This is a genomic window from Fibrobacter sp. UWB2, from assembly GCF_002210425.1.
Lineage (GTDB): Bacteria > Fibrobacterota > Fibrobacteria > Fibrobacterales > Fibrobacteraceae > Fibrobacter > Fibrobacter elongatus.
Genome location: NZ_MWQK01000005.1, coordinates 437,171 through 451,549, shown reverse-complemented (window position 1 = coordinate 451,549; position 14,379 = coordinate 437,171). Strand labels below are relative to the sequence as shown.

Sequence of the window (14,379 nt, the reverse complement as noted above, 5' to 3'; positions counted from 1 at the left end):
TACAAGAGCCTCAAGAATTCTATCACGCTTTCGCGCAAGGGCAATTATTCTTTCTGCTACACGGCGCCCGTGCTTATCGTCGTTGCGAACAAGAAGGAATACGGCAACAATATGGCCGATGTTGCCTGCGCTGTCGAAAACATGATGCTTGCTGCAAACGAACTTGACCTCGGCAGTTGCTACATCAATCAGCTCAAGTGGCTGAACGAAGACCCGACGCTTCTCTCATACTTGCGTGGCCTCGGGCTCAAGGAAGATGAACGCGTGTATGCCTCTGTCGCAATTGGCTATGCCGATACGGAATCGGGACTCCCGAATCGTACGGAAACGCCTCGCGTCGGTAACGAAGTCGTGTATGTATAAATAGAGATTTCATGGTGAACTTTATAAAAGCGTTTCTACTGACAGCTGCGTTGTGGCTTGTGGCCTGTTCCTCCTTTGATGATGGGGAGGAGCGGGCTCTTGAACGTTACGATGAATTCGGGGTCCGGTTTTCTCCGACAGAAGTGCAGGGCAGTGTCCAGTACTTGCCTTCCATGACGCCGGAATACTTCAGGATTGTGACCGTCGATAGAAAGCTGAATCCGCGGGATTCTTTTGAATTATATCCTGTGGATGTTTATAAGTTCATCCATGATAATCGCGATTACGAATATCCGTACCTCAAGATTGTGACTGTTTTCCCGGCCGAAGGCGAACAGAAACAAATGGAATTTGTGCAGTACATGCGCCTTTCTAGAGCGGGAAACTTCTCGAAATTAAATCAGAACTTTTATGCGGCGCTTGCATCGAAGCGAATTGAAACGCTTGTGCAAAAAGAGGACTATGATTTTGATGATGCTGTAGATACGGCTTTTGCGGAACTGGGGCGCGTATTTGGTGCTGATTTAAGTGATGTGTTCGGGAAAAAGTATGACCTCGCTCCTTTCGTTTATTGCAGGCACGAGATTTCGGATAGCGTCTTTTATCATGACTTTATCGAATTTCGCGATTCGTTTGCCAAATCGGGGAGTATTGATTCTTCGATAATTGTCCGTGCCGCAGATGCGTGGCTCTCGACTTTTGAACAAGTTTATGAAAAAGGCTACCTTCGCTTTAAGAGCGGCTCAAGGGATAAGGATTATGATGATGAAAATTATTCGTATAAATTTTTTAGTGGGGCTTACGGGATAGGGTTTCCGCGGTGTGATACTTGCTATTCAGAAATCTTGAATAAAAAAAGCGCGTATTACGGTCGTAAATTTATTTGCGAGTACGATGGAAGTAATTGGAATAATACTTTCTTCCGTTTGCCTTCGCTTCTTGAAGATACTTTGGGGCTATGCAAGGTAAAAGCGGTTTCCATAGTTGAACATAATGGTATGTATTACCTGTGCAAGAATAAGGAATTTGCTTGGAAAACGGAAAGCAATCGTGATACGATTTTGACGTATAAGTACGGGACGTGCGGGGGGTACTATACAAGGGGCCATGCTTTCTATCTGAAAGATTCGCTTTTCTTTTGTGAATGCGATAGCAAGAATAAATGCGCTTGGACCAACAAGTATGCAAATACAGTGTTTCATGAAGGGGATTCCCTGTATGCAGAAGTATTGCATGCAAAGGCGCTTGATCGATTTGGGGAATGTAAGGACGATGGGAATAAAAAACAGCTAGATAGTGTTTTTGTGCAATGCTCTTTTGGAAGATGGGCGCAAATAGATTCCTTGATGTATTATTTGGGAGGATGCACGAAAACTAATCAGGTGGGCAAACATCTTGGGGTCTACTATTCATGTAAAGATTATTGGGCGGGTTCTGATTCGCCTGTGTGGCGAGAAGTTTACCCTCCTGTGTATTATAATGACACCTGTGATTCTAGGTATCAGAACCATACTGTAAGATACGATGGTGCATATTTTATTTGTGAAGCTGATTATTGCGTCGATGAGGATGGCTTTGTAAAATCTGGTTGCTGGGGGATTGGTCATTGGCGAACAATAGAAGATGACGAAATGATTCCGCCGATGATTGACAATGTTCCTTGTAATAGGGACCGAATCAATGAGAAAGTGGCTTATGGTGATGAGTTCTATATATGTAGGGATGGCCGCTGGCATAGTGTAGGTGCTGATTCTGTAATGGCTCCTGAAAGAGATGGACTTTTCTGTACGGATAGTTTGTATGGGACTGTGAAATGCTATAACGGTGATTATTATGTGTGCGAGTCCGTAAAGACGTGGCGTAAGATGTCTGCGTTGGAAGCGGGGCCGTATGAATATCGCGATAGCTTGGGTGCGTGTAGCGCTATTTCGCAAAAGACAATTCATTGGAGTGAAAAGGCGGATTCGTTTTTTGGTTGCGCCAAAATGGACAGCGTATGGGATTGGCACGAAATCCTTTTAGGGGCCAAGCCGTATACAATGCCGAAATCTTTTAAGCGCGAAAATTTCAAGGGTGGAAAAATCGACAACGATTCTATTTATACGGTTGAAGTTGGAAACTCTACGTATCGTTTTATACTTTCGAAAAATACAATGTACCTGACCCATGTTGATTTGAGTAGTGGTGCTTATGACGCGTATTTTTATAACGGGAATTTGTTCTTGCATGTGGAACGCCCGCAGGAAAGGCTCCGCGTGGATTCCCTGAAAAATACAACGGAAGAATTTGACACGTACTATAAATCGTGGAAATCCAGTATAACAAGCTACAGCAAGTGCGGCGGTCGCTATACGGCGAATGTGGATACGGTGTACTTGACGCGTTTTGATGTGGATTCTTACAAGGATTATACGGACTGGAATCGCGCAAGCAAATTCTGCCCGGACGGATTCCATATTCCATCATCGGAAGAATTTATGCAAGAGGATTATATTGCGTATTTGACGACGAATATGGATCTTCGAAACGATTCGCCGTTGATGTGGGATTATTACATCAGTAGATGCTCTGTTTACGGAAACTTGATTTACTTTGATTTGTTCTGGACAAGTACTGAAAAGGACGAAAAGACTCAGGAGTGCTTTGAATATGCCTGGCACCACCGTGATGGAGAAAAGGGCCGTCGCCTTGTCGATTGCCCGAAGGATTTGTATCCGATGGTGCAAGCGCTTTGCGTCCAGGATGAATAGCGAGGAGGAAAATGAATATGAGAAAAGTTGTAAAATCAGTTTTGTTGTTTGTAAGCCTGTGGCTTGCTGCATGCTCTGATTCCGGAGAAGAAGTTGTCTTTGCCCGCTTCGACAAGAACGGCTACCAGTTTTCGCCGGCATCGTTGCAAGGGACGATAGATTATTTGCCGACTATGGAACCTTTGTCTGTACGGATTATGAGTGTCGATAAGGATCTGAATCCTGTAGACACTATTGACTTGCCGATTGACAGCTCGGATCGTTGGGACCGCAAGGCATTTGATTTGACCTCACAGGATGTCCGTTATCCGGTCCTGAAAATCGTGACGACGTTTAAGGATGGCGAAAAGTCCAAGAAGGAATTTTCACAGTACTATCGCCTGAACGGGTCTCACTATAGCATCAGCCTGAACATTCACATGTCGCTTGTGGCGGCGCGTGTTGAATATTTGGTGCGCGAGGAAAATTTCGATTTTTCAGCGGCGAATGATTCTGCGTTGAATGAACTGAACGAAATTTTTAAAGTCTATGCGAAGACTATCGGGTATTCCTCTGGAAATAATAATGTCGACTTTGAAAACTTGATGCCGTATATCTTTTGCAAGCATGAAGTATCGGATAGCGCTTTTTATGAAAACTACAAGAAGGTGCGCGAATCGTTTGCCAAGAACGGTTTTGTGGAATCTGCTATCATGGTGGATGCTGCCGATACGTGGCTATCAACTTTTAAACGTGTCGAGAGCGGTGTGAAGGGCAAGCTTTCGTATGCAAGCGTTTCGAGAGATACGGCCGTCGGGATTAAAGCTTTTGAACCGGGCTTCTTTGGCCTTGCCTATGGAATGCATTTCCCGACACAGTATCCGGATTCTGTTCAGATCAAGTGCAAGTCCAGTGCTTACGACGGCAAGTATTTTATTTATGACACGTATGACAATGGCGGTTTTGATTCCCATTGGCGCCTGAAGGATTCCCTTGAAGATTCTATTGGTATCTGCATATTTGAAACGCGCTCTATTGTCATGTACAAGGGCGATGAATATCTGTGTAGGGAAGAATCGAATATCTGGGAAAAGAACGTCAGCCAGAAGGAACTGCTGAGCGGCTACTATCAAGATTGCGGAACTTACTACGAAGATGGTTCTGTGATATTTGTCAGGGATTCGCTATATCTTTGTGAATGCGAAAAGTCCGGTAGCTGCGCTTGGAACGACAAGTACGCTGGTAAGGAAATTACGGAAAAAGATACGCTTGTCTATGCGAAGGCCTTGGACATAAAGGCCTCAAGAAAACTGGGCCAGTGCTATTCTTCCGGTTATGGCGATAGAAAAATATTTGATAGTTTATATGTGCAGTGCATTGGGAGGAGCTGGACAAAGATTGATTCATTGACTTATTATCTGAACCGTTGCACAAAGGACCGCGTCACGGGCAAACATCTTGGTGTCTATTACGGATGCCGTGACTTTGCCGATTATAGTGCGGGCGATACCGTGTGGACCGAAATCCCGGCGCCTGTTTATGCGAATGAACCGTGCACGGAAAAACAGGTGGAAAAGATTTTTAAAGATAGTTTGGATTATTTTATTTGCGAAGATAGTGGCTTGAAAAGGAGTGATTCCAGTGTGGTGTACAAGTGGCGCAAGATGACTCCCGAGGAGGCAATCCCTCCCGTAATCAACAATGATACTTGTTCCATCGTCCCGTTCTATAACTTGTCGAAAAAGATTTATGATGGCAAGTATTACATATGCGAAAGCGGTAAGTGGCATGTTTTAAGTGAGGATAAGTTGACGGTCCCCGAAAAGGCGGGAGATTTGTGCTATGTCGATTTGTACGATACCGTAAAAAGGTATGACGGGGATTATTATAGGTGTATGGCGCTGAATATGTGGATTCTTATAAAATCTGAAAATGCCGTGAGCTATGAATATCGCGATAGCATTGGAAGTTGCGATACCCTTTCGAATGTCGGTTTGCTTTGGAACGAGAAGACTTCGTCGCTTTGGAGCTGTGTAAAATCTGGTGGCAAATACCAGTGGGACAAAATTGAACTGCGTGGTAGGTCAGATGTTTCCTTGCCGGATGATGTAGAACTAAGCCGTTTTGCAGGAGGAACCCGTGTTAGCACTTTGATTTATGCTGTGGATATTGACGGGACGGTTTATCGTTTTAGTGCGCCGACAAATAGTGGTGTTTGGTATTTGAACGGGATTGTAGAACCTGAAGAATAATATTACATTTAAAAACATGAATACACTCGAAGCTATCAAGACTCGTCGCAGCACGCGCAAGGTAATCACTTCTTTGTGATTTCGGATGCGGCGGTGATTGCAAAGCTCAAGGAACTTGCACAGTCCGCATTTGCAGCGATGGAACTTCGTGAAGATTTGTACAAGAGCCTCAAGAATTCTATCACGCTTTCGCGCAAGGGCAATTATTCTTTCTGCTACACGGCGCCCGTGCTTATCGTCGTTGCGAATAAAAAAGAATATGGCAACAACATGGCGGATGTCGCCTGCGCTGTTGAAAACATGATGCTTGCTGCAAAAGAACTTGACCTTGGCAGTTGCTATATCAATCAGCTCAAGTGGCTGAATGAAGACCCGACGCTTTTGGAATACCTGCGCGGTCTTGGTCTTAAGGAAGATGAACGCGTTTACGCTTCTGTGGCGATTGGCTATGCCGATACGGAATCGGGACTTCCGAACCGCGCGGAAACGCCCCGCACAGGCAACGAAGTCGTGTTTGTTTAATACAGGTAATCTCGCGGTTAAAAAATCGCGGGATTTATTTTTTTATTCCTTGACGCAGCGGACGGGAGCCTTGATGTTGTTTATGTCACTGGAGAATTTGCGAGACTTTATTTCGTAGGTTGTTATTTCCGCTACCGTTATGTCTTTCCATCCGGTATCCTGGATCCAGAAGTACTGATAGTCGCTATTCACATAGACTTCTCTATTAAAAAGGCCGGTCTTGGTGAAACTCAGTCCATATTTATCCAATCCATCATAGCCAAGGCCCAAGCTATTCATCTGCGAGAACAATGCATTGAACAACTTTCGCGTCGAGGACACACTAACTTCTTCTGAGTCGTCAGGAGTACTTAGAAGTGCAACTTCGTTATTTGTCGGGAATCTCCATCCCTCCGGGCAGGCTTGTTCCGCAGCATTTATGGTATAGTAGTAACCTGAATTTTTGCAATTGTCACTTTTGCAGTATTTTTTGTCAACTTCAAAGGTTTCTGGAGTTCCTTGATACTTGAGATTTTCGGCCATCCATGTTGTTCCTCGGTAGCCAATGGTACGATAGGTGCGGCCATCTCTCGGATCTGAAAACGAGCCGTATTCAATGTTGGGATTGAAATAAAGTTCGTATGGAATTTCCCAGGATTCGTCTTTACTTGAATACCACTTTCCGTCTTTGCAGGCATAATTCGTCTTGTATTTTTTGTCCTTTTCATTGGCCGTAGAGTACCTTGCGCCATTTTCGCAAGTGATTTCGTCAAATTGATGCCATTTGCCTTCATGGCACACATAATACATAGATTGGAGTTCTTGGCTTTCGAAATGTTTGCCCTCTTCGTCGCATGGGATCTTGTAGGTTTCCCTTTCCAAGCGGGTGGCTAATCCCCAAATGCCGTCCCTACAAATATGGAATGAATCCGGAGCCACGACGCTTTTTATCATTTCCCCATTTTTTTCACAGGGAACGTTCGCGACTTCGGCTTCAAAAGGAGTCGCCTTGTCCCATGTATTTAGGGTATATTCTCGATTCCAGAGATATTCCCCGGTCCAGACGGTATCCCTACAAATATAAACCCCTCCAGGATTCAGTTTGCTTTTGAACAATGCTCCTACTGTATCGCACGGGATTTGCTTCATTTCGATCTTGACGGTCGTTGTTGAATCCCATCCACTATCGGCTGTGCAAATATAGGAGCGATCGGGGTTCTTGCGGCTCACGACGAACTTGCCGTCGGCGTCGCAGGGAATTCCCGACGTTTCGACATCCAGCGGAGAGGCTATTTCCCAATTGGTATAGGTATCGTCATTTATGGTATAATTGTCAGTTATGGTATAAGCGTAATACCTGCTACTTTTGCATACTAATGAACTGTCTTTGTTGAACATCCCGACCATCGCATCGCTGCAGTACGGCATTCCGGAGCACTTGCGCCAGATGTTCTTGATGATGGCTTCCGGGTCCAAAATCTCGTGTTCATCGTATACGCATCCTATGGGCATGAAATTAAAGGCAACTTGGTCAAATGTATCGTATGGCTTATTACTGAAGCAGTAATTTTTCGGTTCAAGCTTGCCGTCTGCAAAATCGTCGACCAAATACGCTTTCAATTGATCGCTGCCACTTCTGTAAAGGTAGAACAAGGTATATTCCATATAATATACCGGCATTTGGCGATCGGCAAGTAGGGAGTCTAGACCGAGTTCTTGCAACAGTTCTTCTGCCGCCTGTATCCAAGCGGAATCGTGTGCGACTCCTTGTTTTTCAAGAATCTCGAGACGTTTTTCGACAAAGGCACTCAGGACTCCATATTTCTCATCTTTCATCATAATGGCTGCGTACGAAGGCTCCTTGGCGGATGCCGCTTTTATCTTCGCTATTTTCGCAGCGGGCTTCGCTTCCAGTGAGTCTGTGTAGACATTGGGGGCTATTCCGCATCCGTTATGTTCCGGAAAGTGTATTCCGACTTTGTATGAACTCGATGACTCCATTTTCACCGAGGAACTGCTTTCCTCCACGACAGAACTCGAGGATTTGATTTCCAAAAGTGAACTAGACGAATTTTCTGAACTGGACGAACTTTCATTAAACGCAATGGCGGGTTCGTCTACCCAGACGCCGGCATCCTGCGGGTTCTCGGTTTCGGAGCAGGCGCCGAAAAATGCGACGGCAAGGAACGATGCGGCAATCGGTAGGCTATTCAAAGTTTTCAGCATATTCATACGTTCCTCTGGGTTTCATCGACTTTTTTCGTCAGGGGGAAAAGTTGCAGATTCAGGCGGTAGACCTGGTTAATTTTTTTGCATTCGCCGGCGATGGCGGCCACCTTGCGGCGGCACTCGTCCACCTCGCGCACGATACGGCGGTAGGTAATTTCGTCGACGCCCATGGTGAGGCCCGAGACGCTTCGTTCGTCAACTTCTGTGTTGTCCAGCGACAGAAAGCCGAGACGGCCCATTTCGCGGTTCATGGAGCGTACCGTCAGGGGCAAGGCGTCCTTCGAAATCTTCACCATTTTCGAAGTCTGCTCGTAGGAATTCTCGCCCGTCTTTTTTAGAAGTCCTGTCTTTACCAAGAACTGGAGTGTATCGCGGACATCGAGCGCCGTAACCTCGGAATTGATTTTTGCGGCCATTTCGCTTGGAAGCGCGCCGGGCATCAGCGGGGCAAGTTCCCGCACGATCGGGCACACCGGATGTTCACAGAAGCGGAAACCGTCCGCATTCAGGACGTGCATCTTGTTCTCCTTGGCCGACTGCAGGATTTTTGCAAGCACGGTCTTCTTCTCGGCATCGCTTTTCACATGGCCCAATTGCACTAGGTTTTCAAAGAAGGTTCGTTCGAATCCCTCGAGACCCATAGCCTTCGCGACTTTTTGAATGCCGGGTTTGCTCAAGTTTGTCTTTCCGTCGCACACCAGTTTCAAGTACGTGGGCGAGACGAATCCGGCTAGCTTGGCGAATTCCCTCCACGAAAACGCGGATGACTTCTTCCGCTCCTCGTAGAAATCGCGCATGTAGCAACGATAATCCAAATAATTAAGAATGGGCTTCATGTTCACTTTCCTTTCGTTTTCAGTTGGCACCAATGCGCCCCGACATCTATAAATTTAATTTCGCGACATTTCTGAAGGCAATAAAAAATATTACAAAGTCTCGAATTTTTGAGCAAAAACATCAATTTTTTTAATTTTTTAAAGCGAAATTTTAATAATGATACGTTTGTGTATCATTAAATAGCGTATCATATAGTCTAACAATCAAAACGCGAAAGACTTTGCAAACGTTCTTATTACTTTGTAAAAAAGTGATTTTTACTCGCTGGCGCAATTGCTGGATTTAAAAGCCGTGATGCAATTTCAACCCAGTTGCGGTTGCCCGACACTGGATATTTTTTTATAATTGCTCGCATGATGGATTTTAAGAAAATGGAAGACGGCTTCCGGATGATTCTGGAAGGCATGGGCGAAGACCCGAACCGCGAAGGTCTTATCGATACGCCGAAGCGTGTTGCAAAGATGTACGCCGAACTCATGACGGGCCTCTCGGGCGAAATGAAGGCCGAGGACATCCTCAAGACGCGTTTCCACGAAAAGTACGACGAAATGATCATCGTGCCGGATATCGAGTTCGCGAGCATGTGCGAACACCATTTTCTGCCGTTTACGGGCAAGGCCCACGTGGCCTACATCCCGGGTGATTGCGTGGTCGGTCTTTCGAAAATCCCGCGCGTTGTGGAATTTTATGCCCGCTTCCCGCAGATTCAGGAACGCATGACGCGCCAGATTGCAGAACTTATTCAAAAAGTGCTCCAGCCGAAGGGCGTTGCCGTGGTTCTCGAAGCTTCGCACATGTGCATGACGATGCGCGGTGTGAAAAAGCCGGGTGCAACCATGGTGACCACTCAGCTTTTGGGCCGTTTCAAGACGGACGAAAAGACCCGCGCCGAGTTTATGTCCCGCATTTACGCTCCAAGGTAAACATCCCTTAACATAACAAGACTGCTTGGATTTTTTGTCCATAGAAGGTGCCTCGTGATTGGAATCACGGGGCTTTTTTTGGGGTATCTTACTTAGTGGATGGGACCGAGGTTTTGGTTAAGAGGAGTGCATAAAATGAAATCAAAAATCCTAAAATTCGCTGTTTTGGCAAGTGCCATTGCTTTCATCAACTGCGGTGACGAAACCGCTCTTGCCCCTTACCTGAATGGTGGGGCTCAGGGGACATCGTCAAGTTCGGACGCCGTGGAATCTGAAATCTCTAGCTCTGACGTGGCTCAGCCAGGTTCTAGCGCTACTGCAGAAACGGGCTCGGAAACCTCGTCGAGTTCTGGTGCTGTTCAGCAGGGCTCCAATACCGATGCGCCCGCTTCCAGCAGCGACGAAAGCTGCTTGGCTTCTTGCCTGCCCGATGCATGCGGCCCGGGAACGAATCCACTTCCGACTTCGAGCAGCGATGCTGCCGTAGCTTCTAGCGCCGACGCTCAGAGTGCTACTTCCAGCGCCAATGTGCAGGAGCCGGCATCGAGCTCCAGTGAAGCTGCAAAACCGGCTAGCTCTTCGAGCGAAAAGAAAGTCGAATCTTCTTCCAGCGAAACTAAGGTGGAATCTAGCTCCAGTGCCGAAGCCCCGAAGGGCATTTTCCTTGCTAGTGGCAAGGAAGAAGAAAAGGACCAGATGCAGGTGGAATACAAGACCCGCACCGGCTGGGATGGCGGTGGAATCCTCTCGTATCCGAAGCAACTTTCTTCGACTCAAAAGCATGGCGTCGTGGTTTGGGGACCGGGTGGCGGTACCGAACCGGGTGCTTATGAAGGCATGATCCGTCGCTTGGCTTCGCATGGCTTTGTTGTGATTGCCCTCAAGGAATCTCCGGGTAATGCTTCCCAGGCCATAAAGGCTTTGGATTGGCTCGACAAGCAGAACAAGGATCAGAATAGCCCGCTTTATGGCAAGCTCGATATGAATACGGTCGGTTGCTCCGGCCACTCCATGGGTGGTCTTGAATCTGAACAGGCTGTTATCAAGGACAAGCGCGTGCTTACGGCGTTCCTCAACAACAGTGGCGACTGGAATGGTGCAGGTGCAAAGAACGTGGCGACGGACCGTACGATTGCAATTCTCTTCGGTGAAGTCGGCATGGAAAAGGATAACGCCAAGAACGACTACAACAATTCTGGCGTGAAGGCTCCGGCTTGCCTTATCGAAATGACGGGTGGCCCGCGTAACTCCGAAGGCGGTTATGGTCACGGTTCTGGCTCTTGGGATGGCATGGCTGCAACGGTTGCCTGGATGCGCTGGCATCTCGGTGGCGAAACGGAACGCAAGGCCGATTTCGTGGGTACGACTGGCAAGTATATCGATGGCAGCATCATCGGTAAGCAGGGCAAATGGAAGACCCAGTGTAAGAACTTCTAAAATTTCCACACTCCAACAACCAAGCGTCTCGATCAATTTGGTCGGGGCGTTTTTTTGTATTGTGGCCTGCGATTTTTTTGATTTGTTTCGTGATTTTAAATAAACTAAATAATTGCGGTCTTTGGATTTTTTATCCACGGGACTTTGTTCAAAACGTGAAATTTCGATGAAATTATAAGGTACTTTCTATACAGGTTATGGGTAAATAGGAGAACAAAATGAAATCTAAACTCTTAAAAACTGTGGTGTTGGCCAGTTCCTTGGTCTTCCTGAATTGCGGTGACGATGTCACGTCTGCAATCAACAACTACGCTGCCGGATTCTCGTCCAGCTCTGCTGAAGAAGTTCAGCCGGGTACGAGCTCTGACTCTCAGGGTGCCACTGGCACAGAAATTTCTAGCTCTGCAGCTCAGCAGAATCAAGACGCAATCCTTCCGGGTTCCAGTGCGGATGTTGGGCCGCAGGTGGAATCTAGCAGTGCTGTCGCTCCGGGCGCAGAATCCTCTGCTGATGTTGCCGCAAGCTCTAGCTCTGTCGATGCTCCGGCATCGAGCTCCGAAAAAGCTCCGGTCGTAAGTTCCAGTTCGGTGAGTGCTCCTGCCGTTAGCTCCTCTAGCTCCGAAAAGAAGGTCGAATCCAGTTCTAGTGAAGAAGCAAAGCCGAAGGGCGTATTCCTTGCCGAAGGCTCGGACGAAACGAAGGACCAGATGCGAGTCAAGTACATTGAACGCACCGGTCACGATGGCGGTGGAATCCTTGCTTATCCGGAACAGCTTTCTAACGACCAGAAGCACGCCGTTGTCGTGTGGGGGCCGGGTGGCGGCACGGAACCGGGTGCATACGGTGGAATTATCCGTCGTCTCGCATCTCACGGCTTTGTCGTGATTGCACTCCGTGAATCTCCGGGTAACGCAACCCAGGCAATTCCTGCCCTCAACTGGCTCGAAAAGAAGAACAAGGATCCGAATGATCCTCTGTACCAGAAGCTTGATATGACGAAGGTCGGTTGCTCCGGTCACTCCATGGGCGGTCTCGAATCTGAACAGGCCCTCATCAAGGACGACCGTGTGATTACCGCCATGCTCAACAATAGTGGTGACCTCGGACATACGGCTATGTCTCAGGTTTCTGCAAGCAAGACTGTCGGTATTGTTTATGGCGAAGGCGGCATGGAACGCCCGAACGCTGAAGCAGACTATAACAACAATGGTGTCAAGGCTCCGGCTTGCCTCATCAAGATGACGGGCGGTCAGGGCAATGAATGCCAGCAGGGCGAATGCGGCTGGGGCCATGGTTCTGGTCCGTGGGGCGGCATGGCTGCAACGGTTGCATGGATGCGTTGGCACCTCGGTGGTGAAGACTTCCGCAAGGCTGATTTCGTCGGTACGAGCGGCCGTTACATCAATGGTGAAATCATCGGTGAACGTGGCCGCTGGAAAGGCACCTGCAAGAACTTCTAATATTTCATTCTAAACACTCCAAACACCAAGCGCCTCGATCTTTATGGTCGAGGTGTTTGTTTTATGCTTGTCATGCCCGCAAATATTATTGTCATGCCCGCCTTCGAGCGGGCATCTCCATATACAATTTTTTATAATTATTCACGAGAACAGTTTGCGGACATTCACCGAACCCCTGTCCACTAAACACTGTTTGCTGTATTATGAACGCTGCTATCCTTACTAACGAGTTTCCGCCAGAAATCTATGGCGGTGCAGGTATTCACGTCAAGTTCCTGAGCCAGGAACTTTCCAAGCTCTGCCACATCGAAGCACGTTGCTTTGGTCCGCAGAATGACGATGCAGACAATATCCGAGCCATCGGTTTTAGCCAGAAGCTAGAACACAATCCGGCTGATGAACGTTTCAAGAAAATCTTGAAGCCGCTCGATATTAATTTGCAGTGGATGTCCTCGCTCAAGGATATCGATGTGATTCATTGCCATACGTGGTACAGCCATTTTGGTGGCGTAGTCGCAAGTCGCCTTTTGCAGTGCCCGCTGATTCTTACAACGCACTCGCTCGAACCGCACCGTCCGTGGAAGGCCGAACAGCTTGGTGACGGCGGCTATAACATGAGCTGCTGGATTGAACGCACCGCTTACGAAGCCGCAGACGGCGTGATTGCAGTGAGCGAAGGCATGAAGCGCGACGTGATGAAGCTTTATGGCGTGCCGGAAGACCGCGTGAAGGTTATCTACAACGGCATCGATCCAGACTTTTACAAGCCGACGTTTGATGAAGAAATCTTGAAGAAGTGGGGCGTGGATCCGAAGCGTCCGTTCGTGCTCTTTGTGGGCCGCATTACGCGCCAGAAGGGCATTAGCCAGCTCATTCAGGCTATCCCGCAAATCGACAAGAACGCTCAGGTGGTACTTTGCGCCGGTGCGCCGGATACGCAGGAACTTGCTGACGAATGCAAGCGCTTGATTGAAGAAGTCCAGAAGACGCGTGATGGCGTCGTGTGGATTCAGGATGCTGTACCGCATACGGAACTTCGCGTGCTCTATAGCCACGCAACTGTGTTTGCAACGCCGTCGCTTTATGAACCGTTCGGCATTATCAATCTCGAAGCCATGAGCTGCGGAACACCGGTCGTTGGCTCTGCAGTCGGTGGCATTCCGGAAATCATCGTCGATGGCGAAACGGGTTACCTCGTACCGCTCAAGGCTGTGTCCGAGACGAACTTTGAACCGGCAGACCCGAAGGCTTTCCAGACGGACTTTGCGAACAAGCTTAACAAGATTCTTGAGAATCCGGAACTTGCCAAGAAAATGGGCGAAGTCAGCCGCAAACGCGCTATTGACGTGTTCAGCTGGAAGACGATTGCCAAGCAGACATTCGACTTCTACCAGGAATGCATCGAACGCTACAAGCGCGAAGGCAAGAGAGTTTAATTTAGTAGTGTCGTCCTTGCCTCTGTTGTCATTCTCGACCCTGTCATCCTCGGAGCGTAGCGTAGGGGAACCATCATTTCTCGTATCTACGTTTGGGAGGGAATCCATTATTTCAAAAAATCAAAAGGTGGCCTCAAGCCACCTTTTTTTGCATCAAGACTTAACTGGATCCTTCGCAGTTAACACTGCTCAGGATGACTCATAAAAAATCC

General features: G+C 47.7%; 10 protein-coding genes. 8 read left to right on the top strand and 2 right to left on the bottom strand.

The window, feature by feature from the left end; all coding sequences use genetic code 11:
* From B7982_RS12125 to B7982_RS12110, 4 genes are all read left to right on the top strand, one after another.
* A partial coding sequence (locus B7982_RS12125) for a nitroreductase family protein (RefSeq protein ID WP_144065964.1) occupies positions 1 to 363 on the top strand: 363 nt, incomplete at its 5' end.
* Positions 364 to 374: 11 nt separating this feature from the next.
* Positions 375 to 3,113, top strand: a complete 2,739-nt coding sequence (locus tag B7982_RS12120) for a hypothetical protein (RefSeq protein ID WP_088660973.1) — start codon at positions 375 to 377, stop codon at positions 3,111 to 3,113.
* A 17-nt stretch (positions 3,114 to 3,130) separates the two neighbouring features.
* The gene (locus B7982_RS12115) at positions 3,131 to 5,344 is read left to right on the top strand and encodes a hypothetical protein (protein WP_233138536.1); all 2,214 of its coding nucleotides are present in this window, start codon (positions 3,131 to 3,133) and stop codon (positions 5,342 to 5,344) included.
* Between the two features lie 75 nt (positions 5,345 to 5,419).
* Positions 5,420 to 5,866 (top strand): nitroreductase family protein, encoded by a 447-nt coding sequence (locus B7982_RS12110; RefSeq protein WP_233138535.1) that lies wholly within the window; start codon positions 5,420 to 5,422, stop codon positions 5,864 to 5,866.
* A 42-nt stretch (positions 5,867 to 5,908) separates the two neighbouring features.
* On the opposite strand, the gene B7982_RS12105 is transcribed toward B7982_RS12110, so the two are convergent.
* Positions 5,909 to 8,077, bottom strand: a complete 2,169-nt coding sequence (locus B7982_RS12105) for an FISUMP domain-containing protein (RefSeq protein ID WP_088660971.1) — start codon at positions 8,075 to 8,077, stop codon at positions 5,909 to 5,911.
* A complete protein-coding gene (locus tag B7982_RS12100; protein ID WP_088660970.1) occupies positions 8,074 to 8,910 on the bottom strand; it encodes a TIGR02147 family protein in 837 nt (278 codons plus the stop codon). The genes B7982_RS12105 and B7982_RS12100 overlap by 4 nt, the downstream gene beginning before the upstream one ends.
* Before the next feature lie 354 nt (positions 8,911 to 9,264).
* On the opposite strand from B7982_RS12100, the gene folE reads away from it, so the two are divergent.
* The 4 genes from folE to glgA all read left to right on the top strand — a co-directional run bounded on the left by folE (position 9,265) and on the right by glgA (position 14,167).
* The gene (gene folE, locus B7982_RS12095) at positions 9,265 to 9,834 is read left to right on the top strand and encodes a GTP cyclohydrolase I FolE (protein ID WP_015732037.1); all 570 of its coding nucleotides are present in this window, start codon (positions 9,265 to 9,267) and stop codon (positions 9,832 to 9,834) included.
* Between the two features lie 135 nt (positions 9,835 to 9,969).
* Complete coding sequence (locus B7982_RS12090; protein ID WP_088660969.1) at positions 9,970 to 11,271, top strand: S9 family peptidase; 1,302 nt, start codon at positions 9,970 to 9,972, stop codon at positions 11,269 to 11,271.
* A gap of 218 nt (positions 11,272 to 11,489) precedes the next feature.
* A complete protein-coding gene (locus tag B7982_RS12085) occupies positions 11,490 to 12,731 on the top strand; it encodes an esterase (RefSeq protein WP_088660968.1) in 1,242 nt (413 codons plus the stop codon).
* Positions 12,732 to 12,934: 203 nt separating this feature from the next.
* Positions 12,935 to 14,167 carry a glycogen synthase gene (glgA, locus tag B7982_RS12080; RefSeq protein WP_088660967.1) on the top strand — a complete coding sequence of 411 codons (1,233 nt, stop codon included), beginning with the start codon at positions 12,935 to 12,937 and terminating at the stop codon, positions 14,165 to 14,167.
* The last annotated feature ends 212 nt before the right edge of the window (positions 14,168 to 14,379 follow it).

Excerpts from the sequence above, each read along its gene's own strand:
- B7982_RS12105 (WP_088660971.1), bottom strand. The coding sequence starts at position 8,077 with ATGAATATGCTGAAAACTTTGAATAGCCTACCGATTGCCGCATCGTTC.
- B7982_RS12115 (WP_233138536.1), top strand. The coding sequence starts at position 3,131 with ATGAGAAAAGTTGTAAAATCAGTTTTGTTGTTTGTAAGCCTGTGGCTT.
- B7982_RS12100 (WP_088660970.1), bottom strand. The coding sequence starts at position 8,910 with ATGAAGCCCATTCTTAATTATTTGGATTATCGTTGCTACATGCGCGAT.
- B7982_RS12120 (WP_088660973.1), top strand. The coding sequence starts at position 375 with ATGGTGAACTTTATAAAAGCGTTTCTACTGACAGCTGCGTTGTGGCTT.
- B7982_RS12085 (WP_088660968.1), top strand. The coding sequence starts at position 11,490 with ATGAAATCTAAACTCTTAAAAACTGTGGTGTTGGCCAGTTCCTTGGTC.
- glgA (WP_088660967.1), top strand. The coding sequence starts at position 12,935 with ATGAACGCTGCTATCCTTACTAACGAGTTTCCGCCAGAAATCTATGGC.
- B7982_RS12090 (WP_088660969.1), top strand. The coding sequence starts at position 9,970 with ATGAAATCAAAAATCCTAAAATTCGCTGTTTTGGCAAGTGCCATTGCT.
- folE (WP_015732037.1), top strand. The coding sequence starts at position 9,265 with ATGATGGATTTTAAGAAAATGGAAGACGGCTTCCGGATGATTCTGGAA.